This window comes from Proteus sp. fly-1013 (genome assembly GCF_040140245.1).
In the GTDB taxonomy this organism is placed as follows: domain Bacteria; phylum Pseudomonadota; class Gammaproteobacteria; order Enterobacterales; family Enterobacteriaceae; genus Proteus; species Proteus mirabilis_B.
In genome coordinates this window covers 416,328-436,692 of record NZ_JBEEWD010000002.1, presented here as the reverse complement: position 1 = coordinate 436,692, position 20,365 = coordinate 416,328, and the positions used below count along the sequence as shown (strand labels likewise).

Genomic DNA, 20,365 nt, shown 5'->3' with positions numbered 1-20,365 from the left:
GAGCCTCTTTGTACATTAGCAAAGTATGTTATATTGTGTACTAGTTAATGAGTGTGGCAAAAAGAGGTTCCCACGATGCAAGATCCTGCATTATCACCTGAAGAGAATGAGCACTGGCTAAGATTTGTTGCGTTATTACAACATGCCTTTGAGCAAGATGTGCAATTTCCTATTTTACAACTTTTAATGACACCCGATGAACGTAGTGCTTTGGCAACGCGAGTCCGCATTGTGCAAGAGCTAATGCGAGGCGATTTAAGTCAGCGTGAGTTAAAAGAAGAGTTAGGCGTTGGTATTGCCACCATCACTAGAGGCTCTAATAGTTTAAAAACAGCGCCACATGACGTGAAATTATGGCTTGAAAAAGAGCTAATGACGAAAAAATAGTCGCGTTGTTATGATGTAAACTAGAGTAATAAAAAAGCCATTTAATTATTTGATTAAATGGCTTTTTTGTTTCTTTTTTATCTACAAAAACGTATCAGATTAATTATTAATCTTCTTTTTGATTGAGTTCTTTATAGATATCATGAGTGACAGGCACTAATGCCAGCACTAATGCTTGTTGATACACAGAAGTACGACTGAGTAGGCCATCAGTAAAATAACCAATTGCACCACCGCGCTGTTTAATATTGTCAATCTTTGTTAAGAAAGCCATTTCATCGCCAAGCTCGCGACCTTCACGGATCCCTTTTAAGATCTGTTCTGGTAGCATAAGGCTTGCAGAGCGTGATTCTCCACGAATTTGACCATGTTCGACAACAATCCAAGCAAAGGTCATATCATCTTCAATACCGGCTTCGACGCCAACCCAAAAATCAGCTTCAGGGCGAACTTGACGAGCCGCCATCACACGTTGACGTGCGCCAGTTCTCGTTTCTGTATTTCCGATAGGTTGCTGTGGAACACGGCTATCGACATTAATATCTTCAATATCAAAGGTATCTTTACCGAATACTTGCTCAAAGGCGAGTTTTATCGCGTTGATTTTTGCTGGATTCGTAGTGGCTGCAATGACATGATACATAATGAATTAATCATCCTTTGAAAAATTAGAGCAGTATAACGGAAAAAATGTATGTTACAGGTCTATCTTGTTCGCCACGGTGAAACTGAATGGAACGTGGCGAGACGTATTCAAGGGCAATCTGATAGCCCACTAACCGCAAATGGCGTGCGTCAAGCACAGCAAGTTGCTGAAAAAGTAAAATCAGCAGGCATTACCCATATAATCTCAAGCGATCTTGGCCGCACTCGTCAAACGGCAGAAATCATTGCACAAGCCTGTGGCTGTGAAGTGATAACTGACCCACGTTTACGTGAACTCAATATGGGCGTTCTTGAACAACGAGAGATCGCAACATTAAAGACACAAGAAGAGGCTTGGCGCAAGAGTTTGATTGATGGTACACCTGATGGGCGAATTCCCCAAGGAGAATCAATGGCAGAATTAGCAAGTCGTATGCAGGCTGCGCTAAATCAATGTCTTGATTTACCCGAAAATAGCCGTCCACTCTTAGTCAGTCATGGTATTGCTTTAGGGTGCTTACTGAGCACCGTGTTGGGATTACCTGCATATGCAGAACGCCGTTTAAGATTGCGTAATTGCTCAATTTCACGCGTTGATTATCAAAATAGCCCTTGGCTTGCCAATGGTTGGGTGATTGAAACGGCAGGTGATGTAAGTCATCTTACTGATACTGCACTAGATGAAGTTCAGCGCTAAAAAATAAAAGCTCTCTTTTTCATATCACAAAGAGAGCTTTTTATTATGCAGTTACATCTTCACGTTTAATGGGAATGTAATATTCAAAACGTTCGATATGATCTTGTGGTTCAGTCACCATCTCATTGCTGTAACGCACATTTTTAAGATAGTATTTTTCAACGTCATAGCCTTTACGGCGTGTTAATCCCATATTAGGTAAACAGACACCATAAATTAGGAATAAAAACTCCTGCATTGCGCCTCGTTTCGCCTCACCTTCAAAATCAAAGCGAATATAATCACCGCCAGCGAGAGAGACTTCATTTGCTGCATCATCATCAATAAACGTTGCGTAATCTGGCTCAACGGCAGTGGTATAAAGTACACGCTGTTCGTCTTCATGCTCATCGCTATGCTGGGCGTGATGAAGCCCATACACTTGATGAGGAACGGCGCTTATCTTACTCATATAGTAGCGCCAGAAGGTTTGACGCATGTCAGAGCAGGCTTCAGCCCATTGCTCAAGGGTATGGCTGCAAGTTTGCTCAATACCAATTAATTTCTTCTCAGATAGCGTTACAAATTCCCATTTAGGTAAATTTTGAGGATCTAAGGTAATTGGTGGACAAATTCCTACCGCACACCATTCATCAGTACGGCGATACAGAGCGGGTGTTCTATCAAATTGCTTTTTAAAAGCGCGGGTAAAAGTCTGTTGAGAATCAAAACGATATTGCAAAGCAATGTCTAAAATAGGGCGGCTCGTTAAACGTAATGCAACGGCTGCACGGGATAGACGCCTTGAACGAATATAAGAACCAATCGCTTGTCCTGTAACTTCTTTAAACATGCGTTGTAGATGCCACTTGGAGTAACCCGCTTTAGTTGCGACATTATCGAGGGATAATGGCTTATCTAGGTTACTGTCAAGCCAAGCGAGCAAATCACGTATGATGTTGGTTTGATCCATACATCTCCCTTAGTCATATTCGTTTATTTATTGTTGTAGATGGTAAATAGCCTGAACATCTATAACAAGTTATATTGTTAGACAATCGTAAAATATAGTCTTTTTCATCGACTAATGTACACAAATTCTTCTATCAGTTAGTAATGGATTGTTTTATTCTAGACGGAATTATTTTCTCATCTTTTCAATGGAACAAGGTAAATATGTTAAATTTCAAAAAGATGCTAGCAGTATCTATCTTACTCCCTTTTTCTTTGATGGCAAAAGCGGAAGAAATTGGATACGTAGATACGGTATTTAAGTTTTTTGGCGCTAACCATAAAATTGTAATTGAAGCATTTGATGATCCTGAAGTTAAAAATGTCACATGTTATTTAAGCCGAGCAAAAACTGGGGGCATTTCAGGAAGTTTAGGTCTTGCTGAAGATACTGCTGATGCGGCTATCTCTTGCCAGCAAGTGGGGCCTATTGAACTAAGTGAAAAGGTTATTAAAGGAAAAAATAATGGTGATGTTGTTTTCCAGAAAAGAACATCACTTGTATTTAAAAAGCTTCAAGTTGTGCGTTTTTACGATAAACAGCGCCACGCTCTGGTTTACCTGACTTACTCAGATAAAGTCATTGATGGCTCGCCAAAAAATGCGATTAGTGCAGTACCTATTATGCCGTGGAAAGAGTGATTTTTATTTGCTAGAGAAATTAATGGTTAATAAAATTAATACGAATAAGGTTAAAAAAATTTTTTAAAAAGAAGTGATATTTTTTTTCAAAACAGTTGCTGAGATCAATTTTCACCTTTTGTGATTTTATTAACCTTTCTTTAGATAAAAGAAAACCCCCGAATATCATTCAGGGGTTTTTTATTAGTTAAGTGTTTGAGGTTGGATCAAATCACTCGTCTAAATCACCACAGAAGCGATAACCTTCACCATGAATTGTTGCAATGATTTCTGGTGTATCTGGTGTTGATTCAAAATGCTTACGAATACGACGGATGGTTACGTCAACAGTACGATCATGAGGTTTCAGTTCACGGCCTGTCATTTTCTTCAGTAATTCTGCACGAGTTTGGATTTTTCCTGGGTTCTCGCAGAAATGTAGCATCGCACGAAATTCACTGCGTGGTAATTTATATTGTTCACCAGCAGGGCTGATTAGTGAGCGACTGTTAATATCAAGCTCCCAACCATTGAATTTATAGCTTTCAACTAAACGACGTTCTTCTGTGCCATTAACTAAATTCATGGTACGTGACAGTAAGTTACGTGCACGAATCGTTAATTCACGAGGGTTAAATGGTTTAGTAATGTAATCATCGGCACCAATTTCTAGGCCTAAGATTTTATCCACTTCATTATCACGACCCGTTAGGAACATTAATGCAACACTTGCCTGTTCACGTAATTCACGAGCAAGTAATAGCCCGTTTTTACCAGGAAGATTAATGTCCATAATGACCAGATTAATATCATGATCAGATAGAACATTGTGCATTTCGTTGCCATCAGTGGCTTCGTGTACGATATACCCTTCAGCTTCGAATATGCTTTTCAGGGTATTACGAGTAACAACTTCGTCTTCAACAATCAGAATGTGCGGGGTTTGCATATTTGCTACCTAAAATTACCAAAAATAGAAAAAGGAAATCTGTGTTTAACTTCTGTGTGCATTTGTGTGGTTATTCATTTTTGTTATTAGCACGTAAAAACTAGACCCAGATTGAAATTCGATAAATAACCATCACGTTATTACAAAACTTGCAATTTTAATCGACAATGAGCGCTAAAATCAGAATGCAAAACGCCCATAGTCTATTAACAGCAATATAACACCAGTTGTATTAAATACCATCTAAAAAGCTAACTTTTGTTGACACATATCAAAATCAAGATAACAGCTTAACCTTGATTTCAATAGTTAACTATATAATTTGATTTATGTAATGTAAAAGAAAAATATATGTTAAATATAGTGGGGTTTATTTTTTTTTCCAGTTTTGTTACACAATTTAAAGTAGCATAAAATACCTTATTCCTTATAAAAGTACAAATCCCCAAATAACCCTAAAATGGTAGCTTTATTTTCTTTGTTTATCCCTTTGTGATAGCAATATCTATACTACAATAGGGGTAAGGATCGAATATATTTTATTTAAGTCGAGTTTATTTTTCGGTGAAAAAAAAGAAAAAATTTGACATCTCTCTCGCTTTGCTTTAACCAGTATATAGTCAAACTAAATTTGAGACAGACAGGATAGTTATGCGTATTTACAGCCCAGCTAAAATGACAATTATTACCACCACCACCGGAATCTTATATTGCGGGGCGGGCTGTCGCATATAAAAAACGAAAATCGAAAAAGCCCGCATTGAGAAATGCGGGTTTTTTTTTGGGTGAAAAATCAGGAGAGCTGTATGCGAGTGTTAAAATTTGGAGGAACTTCAGTTGCCAACGCAGAGCGTGTGCTGAATGTTGCTGATATCGCTGAGAAAAAAAGAGAGCAGGGACAAGTCGCTCTCGTATTATCAGCACCAGCCAAGATAACTAACTACTTGGTTGCAATGATTGAAAAAACGGCAGAAGGCGAAGATCCTCTCACTCAAGTACGAGAAGCCGAGCAAATTTTTGCCAACTTATTACAAGGCCTAAGAGAAAAACAACCCGGTTTTGATTATGAACGCTTAAAAGATAAAGTTGAGCGTGAATTTGCAGAGATTAAACATATCCTTCACGGGATCTCTTTATTAGGACAATGCCCTGATAGCATCAATGCGGCAATGATTTGTCGTGGTGAAAAGCTTTCTATCGCTATTATGGAATCCGTTTTACAGGCTCGTGGCTACAATGTCACTGTAATCGATCCTGTCAAAAACCTACTCGCACAAGGTCATTATTTAGAATCTACCGTTGATATTCCTGAATCTACTCGTCGCATCTTAGAACTCAATATCGCAAAAGACGATATGATTTTAATGGCAGGTTTTACTGCGGGTAATGAGAAAAATGAACTCGTGGTATTAGGTCGTAATGGTTCAGACTACTCTGCCGCTGTGTTAGCTGCGTGCTTACGTGCAGAGTGTTGTGAAATTTGGACTGACGTTGACGGTGTTTATACTTGCGATCCTCGTTTAGTTCCTGATGCACGCCTGTTAAAAGGCATGTCATACCAAGAAGCGATGGAACTCTCTTACTTTGGTGCTAAAGTACTTCACCCTCGTACAATTGCGCCTATCGCCCAATTCCAAATTCCTTGTTTAATAAAAAACACAGGCAATCCAGATGCTCCGGGTACATTAATTGGTGATGGTCAAAAAGATGACAGCACTCCAGTTAAAGGGATCACCAACCTTAATAATATGGCGATGATCAACGTATCTGGCCCTGGCATGAAAGGTATGGTGGGGATGGCTGCTCGCGTATTCTCTGTCATGTCGAGAGCCGGAATTTCTGTTGTTCTTATTACACAATCTTCTTCTGAATACAGCATCAGTTTTTGTGTGCCACAAAAAGAACTTATTAGAGCGCAAAAAGCATTATCAGATGAATTCTATTTAGAATTAAAAGATGGTGTACTTGATCCTTTAGATATTATGGAAAATGTCGCTATCATCTCTGTTGTCGGTGATGGTATGCGTACTTTAAAAGGGATCTCAGCGCGATTCTTCTCTGCATTAACTCGTGGCAATATTAATATTGTTGCTATTGCACAAGGTTCTTCAGAACGCTCAATTTCAGCCGTTATTGCTAATGATTCAGCAACCAATGCTGTGCGTTTGTGCCATCAAATGCTTTTCAACACCAATCAAATTGTTGAAGTCTTTATTGTTGGTGTTGGTGGTGTGGGTAGCGCATTAATTGAACAGATCCATCGCCAACAAGCATGGTTGAAAAATAAGCATATCGATCTTCGTGTATGCGGTATTGCGAACTCAAGAGCCATGCTGACCGATATGCAAGGTATTGATTTAGATAATTGGCAACAAGCTTTAAAAGAAGCGAAAGAACCTTTTAGCTTTAGCCAACTTATTCGTTTAGAAAAAGAGTACCACTTCTTAAATCCTGTGATCGTTGATTGCACATCTAATGAAGAAATTGCGCAACAATACGCAAATTTCTTACAAAATGGCTTTAACGTGGTTACACCAAACAAAAAAGCGAATACGCTGTCGATGGATTATTACTATCAAATTCGACAAGCAGCAGAAGCTTCGCGCCGTAAGTTCTTATATGACACTAACGTGGGTGCTGGTTTGCCAGTTATTGAGAACTTGCAAAACTTGTTAAATGCAGGCGATGAGTTAGTTCAATTTAATGGTATCCTTTCAGGCTCGTTATCTTACATTTTTGGTCAATTAGATGAAGGTAAAAGCTTATCTGAAGCGACTCTTTCAGCAAAAGATAAAGGTTTTACAGAACCTGATCCTCGTGATGACCTTTCAGGTATGGATGTTGCGCGTAAGCTGCTTATTTTAGCGCGTGAAGCGGGTTATAAATTAGAGCTAAGTGATATCGATGTAGAGCCTGTACTGCCTATTTCATTTGATAGCTCAGGTGATGTAGCAAGCTTCTTAAATCGTTTACCTCAAGTTGATGTTGAATTTGATGCTAAAGTCGAAGAAGCACAAAAAGCAGGTAAGGTATTACGCTATGTTGGCATCATCAATGAAGGTAAATGCCAAGTTAAGATAATGGCAGTTGATGCGAATGATCCTCTGTTTAAAGTGAAAAATGGTGAAAATGCTTTAGCCTTTTACACTCGCTACTATCAACCTATTCCATTGGTATTACGTGGATATGGTGCTGGTAATGATGTTACTGCTGCTGGGGTGTTTGCAGATGTATTACGTACCTTATCATGGAAATTGGGAGTTTAAGCGTGGTTAAAGTTTATGCACCAGCATCAATAGGCAACGTGAGTGTCGGATTCGATGTCCTTGGCGCGGCAGTTTCACCTATTGATGGGCAATTACTGGGTGACTGTGTCACTGTTGAAGCGGCTTCGGCATTTACACTTGAAAGTAAAGGACACTTTGTTAGCAAATTACCTTCAGATCCTAAGCAAAATATTGTGTATCAATGTTGGCAGTTGTTTTGTGAAAAGTTAGGCAAAGAACTTCCTGTTGCAATGACACTTGAGAAAAATATGCCAATTGGTTCTGGTTTAGGATCAAGTGCTTGTTCTGTGGTTGCGGCATTGGTTGCACTTAATGAATTTGCTCAAAAGCCTTTTGGTGAAAGGCAATTGCTGCTGATGATGGGCGAGCTTGAAGGACGTATTTCAGGTAGTGTTCACTATGATAATGTTGCGCCTTGTTATTTAGGTGGACTACAACTTATTTTGGAACAAAACGGCACTATTTGTCAGCCTGTACCAACTTTTGATGATTGGTATTGGGTTATGGCATATCCGGGCATTAAGGTCTCTACGGCAGAAGCTAGAGCGATTTTACCAAAACAATACTCTAAAGCTGACATTATTAACCACGGTCGTTATTTATCTGGCTTTATTCATGCCTGCCATACTCAGCAATCAGAATTAGCCGCTAATTTGATGCAAGATGTGATTGCTGAGCCTTATCGCACCCAACTTCTTCCGGGATTTGAAAAAGCCAGAGAGGCTTCGCAGAAGAAAGGCGCATTAGCTTGTGGCATTTCAGGCTCAGGACCTACCATTTTTACGATTAGTGATTCATTAGAAATCGCACAAGAGATGGCCGAATGGCTGAAACAAAACTACGTACAAAACAGTGAAGGTTTTGTACATATCTGCCGTATAGATACGCGTGGCGCAAGACAGATAGGGTAAGTCATGAAATTATATAATTTGAAAGATAATCAAGAGCAAGTCAGTTTTGCTCAAGCAGTAAAACAAGGTTTGGGTAAACAGCAAGGGCTCTTTTTTCCACAAGACTTACCTTCGTTTTCTAAAGCTGAAATTGATGAACTATTAGCACTTGATTTTGCAACACGCAGTAGCCGCATTTTAACGGCCTTTATTGGTGATGAAATTCCTGCTGATGTATTAGCAAAACGTATTAGCACCGCATTTGCATTCCCAGCACCAGTAACCCAAGTTGAAGATGACGTGAGTTGTTTAGAGCTTTTTCATGGTCCAACACTGGCATTTAAAGACTTTGGTGGTCGCTTTATGGCGCAAATGTTGTCAGAAGTTGCTGGCAACCAACCTGTGACTATTTTAACGGCAACATCAGGTGACACGGGTGCCGCTGTTGCTCATGCTTTCTACAAATTAGAAAATGTACAAGTTGTTATTCTTTATCCTGAAGGCAAAATTAGCCCGTTACAGGAAAAACTGTTCTGTACATTAGGTGAAAATATTCACACTGTTGCAATTAAAGATGATTTTGATGCTTGCCAATCATTAGTAAAACAAGCTTTTGATGATGAGTTCTTAAAGAAAACAATGTATTTGAACTCGGCAAACTCCATTAATATCAGCCGATTACTTGCTCAAATTTGTTATTACTTTGAAGCTGTTGCACAAATTCCTGCTGAAAAACATCAGCAGCTAGTGATATCTGTACCAAGTGGTAACTTTGGTGATCTAACTGCAGGCTTATTGGCTAAATCTATGGGATTACCGGTTAAGCGTTTTATTGCAGCAACTAACGCGAATGACACTGTTCCTCGTTATTTAGATAACGGTAAATGGGAGCCTCATCGTACTGTTGCAACTCTTTCTAATGCGATGGATGTTAGTCAACCAAATAACTGGCCTCGTATTGAAGAATTGTATCGCCGTAAAGGCTGGGATCTTTCTGATCTTGCTCATGGTTCAGTGAGTGACGAAACAACAGAAGAAACAGTGCGTGAACTTGCGAAGAAAGGCTATATTTCAGAACCTCATGCTGCGATTGCATATCGTTTACTGCGCGATGAGCTTCAAGAGGGTGAATACGGTTTATTCTTAGGCACTGCACATCCTGCGAAGTTTAAAGAAAGTGTAGAGCGTATTTTGGGCGGTGAATTGCCACTTCCTAAAGAGCTTGCGGAGCGCGCAGATAAAGAGTTACTCTCACATTTCTTACCTGCTGATTTTGCTCAATTACGTGCATTTTTGCTTGAACGAGCTCCTAAATAATAATCACATTAAATAATTAGATACGTATTTAATTAAATAGCTCAACAAAGTGTTGGGCTATTTTTTTATCTAAAATAGGAAAATCAGTATTTAAAAAAGGTAAAAATAAATTTATATATTTTATTTCCAGTAAGCGAATTAATTAGGATCAAGGAAATTAAATATGAATGGATTCAAAGAAGTAACATTTAAAGATAATATTAATAGTATTGCATTAAAAATAGAAAATCATATAAAAGAAAATAGGGCTGAATTATTTTTCAAGATAAAGTCTGTAAAAAGAATATTAACTGAGAATTATATTTCTATTTTTATTTCTAAAAATGAATACGCTGCAGATGAATTCTTAGAAAAAATAGATAATAATTTCTTGCTGTATCATAAAAATGATTTTACAAAAAATGCTGATTTTATTAGAAAAGAAATTAATTCAAGTATAGAGGCTTTGTTTTTTAATAGCGCTAAATTAGCATGTAGAGAATCCAGTAAAATTCAAAAAGAACGGTTGAAACTACTAATTCAGAATAATTTATCTGGTGATTACTATTTGGAATTTGAAGATAATAAGGTATTTATACAAATAGATAGTGAAAATAATGATTTTAAAATTATTAACTTTGATGGATATGCTGGTTTTTTTTATAATAAGAATAAACTAATAAATAAAGTTTATAATATTATAAGTGAGAGCAGTAATAGTGATTTTTTATATTACCGTTTTTATAATAGGAAAGAATATGTTAGCTATTTTAATAATGCAGAAAATTGGAAGATAAATAATAAAGATATTCTTAGGGAAATAATTAATGATATTAAGAAAAAGAAACAAATAAATGTTAATGAATACATATCTATTGAATTAAATGAAAGTTATTCATATAAAAATATTTTTATTATCAGAGATAAATTAGAAAATACAGAAAAAGTACTACATATTTATGTCGATGATATAGAAGAAGCATTTACAATTGCAAAATCTAAATACAGTCAGATAAAAGAGAGTGGAGAACATTTACTTTATAAAGTGGGTACGGGTTGGTTTATTACTAAAATAAAAAATAATATTATGAAGCGATTTTCACAATATACCGATCTATTAAAGCCTTTAGAAAGAGTTATGAGTCGAGTTAATCTGATTGCTTCTACTGAAACTAATTATGATTTTAGTCATGTTCATACTTTAGCTGGATTATGTTATGGGTTGAGTTTAAATTATTTAGTTGAAGTTAGAAATAATGGCTTAGAAGGAGGAAATAAATATTTATTCTGGTTAAAGGAAAATATACGCTCTTATCAAAATGAAAAAGAATCTATAGTCGATAAACTGGATTCTATATTATTTAATAGTATACAAGAGTATGAGATATTAAACCTAATTAAAGAAATTAAGAGTATTATAATTTCTCAACACTTTCAAATGGAGAGATTAGGTGAAAAATTACAATACTTTGTTTTTGATGCACTAAAATCACTTGAATATAGTCAAATACTAGAGCATCGGGGACTAAAAAGATCGCAGGTTAAAAAAGTAGTCTTTAATAAAGATAATATTAATAAACACTTAGCAGATATTATGAAGAGTTATGATGATTATTATGCTATTATCGCATTTAAAGATCATGCCATTGCTATTTCTTATAAAAAATACTCTGAGAATAATTATAAATTTTCTTTATTTGATTCTAATAGTGAGTTATTAGAATACCCTAGTATTACGTCTATAAAAGAAGTGCTAAATAATAAAATGGATTTTTATGGCTCGCATGAAGTTGATAATGAGAAATATATTATCTTTGATGAGTATAAAAAAAGTGAAATTTCAAATTACCAAAGTGCTTGGGATTATAATAATGTAGAGATAAATAAAGGTGTTGCAGAAAATATAAAGAAAATAGGTTTTTCATTACCTTTCAATGACAACATTACTGGGCGCGTTATTCATTATAATGAACAGCGAGATCTTATTGTTGAGCTTAACAGAGATAATAAAATTATAGAAGTTATTGTAAAAGATTCAAATGTTGATGAAGGAATTTATTTAATAAAAAATTATCTTTCTGAAATAATAAAAAATAATAAAGCTAGTAAGATTATCTTAAATAAAAGTGATAATGGTGATATAAATATTCAAGAATCTGAATTTGATAATTTTCAAGAAATAAGAAGAGATAAGAATTATGTTGAGTTTAGTGATATATACTATCGTGAGTTGATTAAAATTAATAGTTATTTATTAAAAGGGAATAAATCTGTTTTATTAAATAAAATAATTTCTTTAATAGATGTCTTAGAAGGAAATATATACTTTGAAAAATTATCAGCAAGTTTCTCTCTTATTAATAAAATAGAATATTTTAATCATGATAATGAAAGTATATCTCTTATTAATATATTAAATAAAGTAAAAGAAAAATTAGAAAGTAAATTATTTTATGATGAGTTAATTTATGGGAAAGATAAAATAATAGACTTATCTAAAAAGAATAGTTCAGTTGCTGCAAAATTTTATCAATTGATGATTGATGAAATTAATGGTGGGAGAAATGGCGTTAGTAATTTTATTTACAATAATATTATTGAAAGCCCTTATTTACTATTGGATAAAAATAGAAGCATGGGTATCAATGGATATGATTATACAATTGAATTTAAAGAAAATTACCAATACTTAAATGAAATAATTAAAGGAATTGATATTCCTGAGTTAAAAAATACATTTTTGATAGAAGATCAAAGTAAACTACATTTAAAAGAAAATTATAAAAAATTATTAGAATATAAAGAACATGATAATGTAAATAAATTAATCAGATTTATTGAAAATAAAATAGACTTGAAAAGAGAGGGAAGCTTAAATTCTTATCATGATTTATATTTTGATCTTTTTATAAATCATCAATTTGCTAATAGAATGATTATTCATGAAATAACTCAATTAGAAAATTATTTTCTTAATAACTATCGTGAAAAAAACTATGATTATCATCAAAATAATTTCTATCTTAATGAAGATGATCCTCGTACTCTTTTAGAAAAGTCATTAAATAAAAACAAGAATAAAATAGATTGTAGCTATTTATTATTTGATGATAATAAAGAAACGTTTAAATTTTTATTTTCTGAAAATACGATTTTTACTGATAAAGTGATAGACAATATTATTGTTGATAATATAGACTCTGTTTATCAAGATGATATTATAAATTATTTTTATAATGGTATTAAAAGTGAAGAATTAATATCTTATCTAAAAGATAAGTCAGAAGTAAGTCATTTTCTCGATTATTGTATGAAAAATAAAATACGAATTACAGTGGCCGGAAATAGTGATAAGGTTTTTTTTAATCAAGACTTTATTAAACAGAAAAATGAAGTTGAAAAATTATATAATATTATTTTAGAAAATCAGTTTTTTAATGAAAAAACTATTGTGTTTGCTAAAAGAGAAAAGTTGCTAAGTTATCAATATGGTGATTTTTTTATTGAAGGTATTGCTCAACGACTAAATATGCCGATTTATCAAATTAGTGATAATATGGTTTCACTTTCAAAAGAAAGTGTCATTATTAAACCTATTATTGAAAAACAATATATTGATAAACCTTTGCTAACAAGCGTAGCACTATCTAATGTAATTATTCCTGAACTGGAACATAGTCGTTTTATTCCTATCTCAATGGAAGATAAGGTAACGAGTGAAAATAAAATTTCAACAAAAAAATTATACCGATTTACTTCCGATTTATATCCTAATTATCGTGATAATGACAAATTTAATATAGGCTATAAAAAAGAGATTAAAACGGTAATTTATGATTATTCCGATAATATAACCATATTAGATATTTTTAATTATATCAAAAATAATCGTTATCAACTTACGATTGATCAGATTGGAACATTAATTAATAAAGTAGATATTATTAATGCTGAACAGCATAGAGTAATCTTAAAAGAGTTAATTGATAAAATAATTAATAATAATATTTCTATGCATGATGCACTTTTAATATACTCAGATGAATTATCTGCTGTTTTTAACGCTTCAGAAAAAAGCATGATTAAAAGTAAGTTACAGCAGGCAATATATGATCCATTGATTAATAAAAAATTTAATCAATATTTAATGGGGGAAGTTTCTTTTGATGATGGCTTTTTTACTTTTCAATATAAAGATAACGCTCTTTCTTTAACAGAAAAGGCAAATAAAGCTATTGAGGTTGTGCATGCTATATATGATAATCCTAAGATAATAAATAACTTAAGTTTACTATCAAAAGAGTTACTTTCTTCATTTTTTGATGAAAATAAAAAAGGCACTCTATATCGAGTATTACTTGATAATATTTCTACATTTGAAAACTATAAAGGCTTAATCGATACTCTTCAGAGTGTTATTTATATAGAGAATAATAAAAAAGGTATTGAAGGATACTCGCCCGCTAAAGCACTTGATAAAGAAAGTAATTTAAATGCTTTGGATTTCTTCGATAGCATAAATAATATTACTTCTAATGAAAATAAAGAAATAGTAAAAATGAATGATATATCTTTTGATAAAAGATTATTAATTGGTTTGGGTGCGAAAATAAATAATGAAAATATAGATTCCATCTCGCTGAATAGTTTAGCTAAATGGGAAGAAAAATTAACATTTGATCCTTATCACCTTAATGATTATTTTTTTTCACTCTCAGGTAGTGAAGAAGATAAGAAAGTTATTTCACTTTTTAGAACTTTATTGAATAACAAACAAAACAAAGTTAAGCATCTACTTTCTAATGATACAAGTAGGATCGACTATTTAATGGCATCTGAAAGACTCTCTGAAATTATTAATTTAGGTAGTAAAAACTATGATATCAATGATTGGAATACATTGAGAAAAAATTCGTTAAATATTCCTCGACATATGCGAATAATTAGCAAAATCGGCTACGCTAATATTACGTTTGGTATGTGGCAATCAATTAACGCTACATTTATGCTTGCTGAACAGCTCAATAATCCATCATTAGCCGCAAAAGAACGTAAAGAGATCATTAATAATCTAACCATTATGTGGTCTGAAATGGCTTACAATGGCATTTCCGAAATGATTGAAATTACTTTAGCTAAAGGGTTACTAAAATATAGACATAATCCATTAGAATACGTCAATAAAATAAGCACAAGAATTGGCATTGGGCTTAATGTGCTTTCTATTGGATTCGATATTTATAATGCATACGATAATTTTAGCCGAATTTCAGTTGAAACCAATGAAAAGCAACGCATCGATTATATTGTCAATGGCTCTTTTGCCGTTGTTTCAGGATTAATCACATTAGGGGTTTCTATTGCGATGCTTGCAGGCTCTACTATTGCAGGCCCTATTGGTATTGTTGCTGGCGCTGTTATCGCTTTAGCAACTTCAATTTATAATGCGGCAAGGCTTATCGAAGAAGCAAAAACAAAAGTTCATTTTACACCACTAGAAGAGCTTAATAACGGGTTTTATGCCTTTTTAATGGGGGATCTTATTCCTGACAAAAAAAATGAAATAATCTATTTAGAAGCAGAAAACCAATTAGAAGCAATGATTGATAAGAAAGCGATTAGTTATCTTGAGGAAATAAAAAAACAATCTCACCTTAGTCGTTATTTTTACACTAATGAAAAACAAATTTATCAAGAATATTATTACTATAAAGTTATACCTAACCTAATGGGAAAAACATTAGACTCAATTTTAAATCCTTTAGGAGAATATGTTGCTCAACGAATATCATTAAATATAAGCCAAGAAGAAGCAGAAACAATAGCTTCGCTTTCTTATCATTTACGAGCAGAAAAAACAGAATATAAATACTATCTTCCTAAAGAAGCAATAGCGACGAATGAAACACTTATTTTTGATATTGATTTTTATGCCGATGAATTAAAACGTTATACTCTAGATATTATTTCTGATAATGACTCACCTATTTTTGATAATATTGTTGATGATGATTTTATTCAAAAGATGAAAACAACGAGAGAAAACAGTATCCTATTATTTAATGAAAATAAAGTAATAGAAGATTTAATTAAATCTAATAAGAATAGAAAATATTATTCATCTGGTTGGAGTGAGAATGAAGATTTTTATTTTAACACTCATAATGGTAATGATATTATTGCTGCTCCTTCAAATACTAAGAATACCTTTGATATCTATAATGGAACTAAGCGATTAAGCGGAGGAAATAAAAATGATATGTTTAATTTATTTACTTCAGAGTCTCCACTTTATGCAAGTCGTTTTTATGGGCGAGGAGGGAATGATACCCTTCGTATTGTAAAAACAACAAATAAATATCAAGGATATGAAATTAGTTTATTAGATAATTACGTCAAATTTAAGCATTCATTAGATCAAACAAATAGTCAAAATTTTCATTCTAAACTCTTTCTTTATCAAGAAAATGAACATCTTTATTCAACGAAAATAACTGATACTATGCCTAATATTGTATTGCAAGATCACGAAGTTATTGCTTATTTAGACAGTATTGAAAATATTTTTGGTAGCGAATTTGGCAACGACACTATTTATGGTAATCAAGAAGATAATTATTTAGATGGTGTTGGTGGTGCTGATTTATTATATGGATTAGATGGAAATGATACTTTAGTTTTACAAGAGGGATATGCAGAAGGTGGTGATGGAACTGATAATTATCTTATTTTAAGGGCTTCTTTAAAGAATAATTATAATATTCAGTTTGAAACAATTGTTAATGAAAAAAGTGAAAATGAATCTAGTATTGTAAGGTTAAACTATCATTTTGATGAAATATCTTCTATTCGTCGTCAAGGGAAAGATATTGTTTTTTATATTAAAGTAAATGATGGGAATCAATATAACGAGCCAATTTATCATTTAATAACACTAAGAAATGTGTATTCTGGCAGAGAAAGTTATTCATTAGCTCATCAATATACTTTAACAACAATGGATGGTTTTATATTAACAGTGAATGAAAATAAAGCTATTAAAGATAATATATTATATGATTTTAGTTATATAGATAAATATGACAACACCGAAGAAAAGCTTCAATTATTATATCTTGATGAAAATAATAGCTCTTTATCTCTTTCATATTTGAATAAAAATAAGACAATTAGCTTGTTACCACAATTAAAATACAGCGGATTTTCTGCGGGAGAGAACTTATGGTTTGGTTTTCAGGGTGATTCTCAGGATAATCATTACTTTGGTATCACAAAAAATTCGTTTATTACACTAAGTTCAGGCAACGACAGTTATCAAATTAAAACATTTTTAGCTTCTAACAAAAACGAAAAAATTAATATTTTATTTCCTGATAATAGCGAAAAACTATCTCATCACGATACCAGTAATTTTTTTCTATCTGATATTAGCGGTTTTGATTTAATGTTTCATAATAATGTTCTATTACATCGTTATCGCCCAGATGCTCATTTAAAGTTGGCTTTTGAACCTTCTCACATTAATGCTATTTGGGATTCAGGAATGCAGGTTCGCTTTATTGATAAAGATAATACAGTTTTTACTCTTCCTGCAAAAGAGAGTCGGCAACGTTTGCTTGTTCCTATTACTGATTTAAATTTAGCGATAACAGCAGAAGATGATGTACTTATGATCCCTGAATCACTCTCTTTAAATAAAGAGACATTATCTGCATATTCTCTTTCTCATTCATCATTTTATTCAATTACCTCTCAAAAAAAATCAAATCAGGCAGTTGACTTATTATCAATTATTGAGCCTATGGAAGGGAATGATATTGTTGTTAATCGTAATAAAAATAGTTCGGTGATTAATGGTGGAAAAGGGGATGATCATATTGTCGTTAACCACGGACATCATGTTTTAATTGCTGGAGAGGGAAATGATAATCTCAATGCCGGAAGTGGAAATGACTTACTAATTTCCGAATCAGGCAATGACTATTTAAGTGGTGGTACGGGTAATAATGTTTATATTGTGAAAAAGCGTTATGGTGAAGTGACTGTTTATGATGAGGGGAACAATAGTCATCTTTTTATTTCAGGATTATCAGAACACGATAAGCTTATTGCTTCTCAAGTAGACGATGATATGCAGTATAAAACACAGGATAATCAGTTTGTTTTAACTGTAAAAAGACCGCAAGATGAAGCAGATAAAACCATTTCTATTATTGAGAAACAAAGTGTGATTTCAACACAGTCTCTTGCTGCGATTATTCAAGAAATGGCACAGTTTAATGAGCAACAATTAACGATAATGCAAGGTAGCGAATTTACTCCACCATCAGTATGGTCGCCATTATCAGTGGTAGTAAAGTCTTGGGAGTATTAAGGGTTAAAAAAATAGCCCTTTAATTAGGGCTATTTAATCAATGAATATTCAATTTAAGCGATATTTATTTCGCCATAGATTCAGCGCGTTTAAATACTAGGGTATTGCCCTCTGATCCTGCTGAATTAAATTGATAGCCTTCAAGATCAAACTCTTTAAGTTGTGCTTTGTTAGTCAGTTTTTCTTGAATAATAAAACGGCTCATTAATCCACGGGCTTTTTTAGCATAGAAGCTGATAACCTTATATTTGCCATTTTTTTCATCAAGGAAAACAGGCTTAACAATTTCAGCATTGAGTTTCTTCGGGTTTACTGATTTAAAATACTCATCAGATGCTAAATTGATTAAAACATTATCGCCTTGTTCTTCCAGCGCTTTGTTTAATGCTTCTGTAATGGTATTTCCCCAAAATTGGTATAAATCGCTGCCTTTGTTATTTTTTAGCTTTATTCCCATTTCAAGGCGATAAGGTTGCATTAAATCAAGAGGACGAAGTACACCATATAAGCCAGAAAGCATGCGTAAATGCTGTTGTGCAAACTGAAAATCATCTTCAGAAAAAAGCTCAGCTTGCATTCCAGTATAAACATCACCTTTAAACGCCAAAATAGCTTGGCGTGCATTTTCTGGTGTGAAATTAGGTTGCCATTCACCAAAACGAGCAGCATTTAATCCTGCGAGTTTATCGCTTATTTTCATTAAGCTTGCGATGTCGCTGGATGATAATTTTCGACATTCTTCGATAAGTTGTTGGGAATATTTTAGCAATTCAGGTTGGGTGAAGTGCGTTGTTGCTAAAGGCGATTCGAAATCCAGTGTTTTAGCTGGTGAAATGGTGATTAGCATAATTCCCTCGATACGTTATTTTAATGTTGGCCAAATATAGCAAATTCTTTCGATTAAAGACTAAATTATAGTAATAGGAAAAAACAATGGTTTCTCTTATTTGTCGTAAAATTCGACAATTTAAACGATTCAGCCTGTAATTATCTTCTGTTTTTTTCCGCTTTTGTTTTGCGAAAACGTTTGGCATTCAAATAATTGCTTTGTATGAATCTAAGCGTCTTGTAGTGTGAGCAGTCCATGTTATTATCAATAGATATCCGCAGGTGACTGCAAACAGATTTACCTAGTAGATGAGATAAACAAAATGACCAACAAATTGACTTCTTTGCGTAAGCTGACAACTGTTGTTGCTGACACTGGTGACATCGCAGCAATGAAACTGTATCAGCCACAAGACGCAACTACCAACCCATCTTTAATTTTAAATGCAGCTCAAATTCCTGAATATCGTAAATTAATTGATGAAGCGATTGAATGGGCTCGTTCACAAAGCGATTCTCGTGAACAACAAATCGTTGATGCTTGCGACAAACTGGCAGTAAATATCGGTTTAGAAATTTTAAAACTGATCCCTGGTCGTATTTCAACAGAAGTTGATGCACGTCTTTCTTACGACACACAAGCGTGTATCGAAAAAGCACGTCATCTAATGAAACTTTATAATGATGCCGGTATCAGCAACGACCGTATTCTTATCAAATTAGCATCTACTTGGCAGGGTATCCGTGCCGCAGAGCAATTAGAAAAAGAAGGTATCAACTGTAACCTGACTTTACTGTTCTCTTTCGCTCAAGCGCGTGCATGTGCTGAAGCAGGTGTTTACCTGATTTCTCCATTTGTTGGTCGTATCATGGATTGGTATAAAGCCAATACAGATAAAAAAGAATTTGCTCCTGCTGAAGATCCAGGTGTGATTTCTGTTACTGAAATCTATAACTATTACAAACAACACGGTTATAACACTGTTGTTATGGGCGCAAGCTTCCGTAATATGGGTGAGATTCTAGAATTAGCAGGTTGTGACCGCCTGACTATTGCTCCAGCTCTGTTAAAAGAATTATCAGAAGCTGAAGGTGAAGTTGAACATAAATTATCTTACAAAGGTGAAGTGAAAGCGCGTCCAGAAGCTATCACTGAAGCTCAATTCTATTGGGATCACAACGCTGACCCAATGGCAGTAGATAAATTATCTGACGGTATTCGTAAATTTGCTGTCGATCAGGAAAAATTAGAGAAAATGATTGCGGATTTATTATAATTCGTCGTTAAATTCTTATAAAAATCTTAAATACCCATCTTATATAGATGGGTATTTTCATTTTTTTTCTCTCAAAATAACATTTAAGTAAATTTTAAGATTAAATTGATTGGAATATATTATT

General features: G+C 33.6%; 12 protein-coding genes and 1 other annotated feature. Of the genes, 8 read left to right on the top strand and 4 right to left on the bottom strand.

Annotated features, from left to right (window positions below):
- The first annotated feature begins 75 nt into the window (after positions 1–75).
- Positions 76–387, top strand: a complete 312-nt coding sequence (gene trpR, locus ABN236_RS05805) for a trp operon repressor (RefSeq protein WP_075671359.1) — start codon at positions 76–78, stop codon at positions 385–387.
- A 106-nt stretch (positions 388–493) separates the two neighbouring features.
- Here trpR and yjjX read toward each other — a convergent pair whose 3' ends face one another.
- Positions 494–1,030 carry an inosine/xanthosine triphosphatase gene (gene yjjX / locus ABN236_RS05800; RefSeq protein ID WP_023580954.1) on the bottom strand — a complete coding sequence of 179 codons (537 nt, stop codon included), beginning with the start codon at positions 1,028–1,030 and terminating at the stop codon, positions 494–496.
- A 51-nt stretch (positions 1,031–1,081) separates the two neighbouring features.
- On the opposite strand from yjjX, the gene gpmB reads away from it, so the two are divergent.
- Positions 1,082–1,729, top strand: coding sequence for a 2,3-diphosphoglycerate-dependent phosphoglycerate mutase GpmB (gene gpmB, locus ABN236_RS05795; protein WP_088493770.1), 648 nt, complete (start codon positions 1,082–1,084; stop codon positions 1,727–1,729).
- Between the two features lie 43 nt (positions 1,730–1,772).
- Here the strand turns inward: gpmB and robA are convergent, their stop codons facing one another.
- The gene (gene robA / locus ABN236_RS05790) at positions 1,773–2,681 is read right to left on the bottom strand and encodes an MDR efflux pump AcrAB transcriptional activator RobA (RefSeq protein WP_088493769.1); all 909 of its coding nucleotides are present in this window, start codon (positions 2,679–2,681) and stop codon (positions 1,773–1,775) included.
- 221 nt (positions 2,682–2,902) lie between these two features.
- On the opposite strand from robA, the gene creA reads away from it, so the two are divergent.
- Positions 2,903–3,361, top strand: coding sequence for a protein CreA (creA, locus tag ABN236_RS05785; protein WP_171455359.1), 459 nt, complete (start codon positions 2,903–2,905; stop codon positions 3,359–3,361).
- A 211-nt stretch (positions 3,362–3,572) separates the two neighbouring features.
- On the opposite strand, the gene arcA is transcribed toward creA, so the two are convergent.
- On the bottom strand, positions 3,573–4,289 hold the full coding sequence (gene arcA, locus ABN236_RS05780) for a two-component system response regulator ArcA (RefSeq protein ID WP_006535263.1): 717 nt from the start codon (positions 4,287–4,289) through the stop codon (positions 3,573–3,575).
- Between the two features lie 663 nt (positions 4,290–4,952).
- Positions 4,953–5,073, top strand: a sequence feature (Thr leader region).
- Between the two features lie 22 nt (positions 5,074–5,095).
- Here arcA and thrA point away from each other — a divergent pair.
- The 4 genes from thrA (at position 5,096) to ABN236_RS05760 (ending at position 18,136) form a co-directional block, all read left to right on the top strand.
- A complete protein-coding gene (gene thrA / locus ABN236_RS05775) occupies positions 5,096–7,555 on the top strand; it encodes a bifunctional aspartate kinase/homoserine dehydrogenase I (RefSeq protein ID WP_194951810.1) in 2,460 nt (819 codons plus the stop codon).
- A gap of 2 nt (positions 7,556–7,557) precedes the next feature.
- Positions 7,558–8,487: a homoserine kinase gene (gene thrB, locus ABN236_RS05770; protein ID WP_502929615.1), complete on the top strand. Its 930-nt coding sequence runs from the start codon at positions 7,558–7,560 to the stop codon at positions 8,485–8,487.
- A 3-nt stretch (positions 8,488–8,490) separates the two neighbouring features.
- Complete coding sequence (gene thrC / locus ABN236_RS05765) at positions 8,491–9,783, top strand: threonine synthase (RefSeq protein ID WP_349473563.1); 1,293 nt, start codon at positions 8,491–8,493, stop codon at positions 9,781–9,783.
- A 163-nt stretch (positions 9,784–9,946) separates the two neighbouring features.
- Positions 9,947–18,136, top strand: a complete 8,190-nt coding sequence (locus ABN236_RS05760) for a calcium-binding protein (RefSeq protein WP_349473562.1) — start codon at positions 9,947–9,949, stop codon at positions 18,134–18,136.
- Positions 18,137–18,200: 64 nt separating this feature from the next.
- Here the strand turns inward: ABN236_RS05760 and yaaA are convergent, their stop codons facing one another.
- Positions 18,201–18,983 (bottom strand): peroxide stress protein YaaA, encoded by a 783-nt coding sequence (gene yaaA / locus ABN236_RS05755; RefSeq protein WP_349473561.1) that lies wholly within the window; start codon positions 18,981–18,983, stop codon positions 18,201–18,203.
- Between the two features lie 304 nt (positions 18,984–19,287).
- Between yaaA and tal the strand changes: the two genes are divergently transcribed.
- Positions 19,288–20,241: a transaldolase gene (tal, locus tag ABN236_RS05750; protein ID WP_088493764.1), complete on the top strand. Its 954-nt coding sequence runs from the start codon at positions 19,288–19,290 to the stop codon at positions 20,239–20,241.
- Positions 20,242–20,365: the final 124 nt, after the last annotated feature.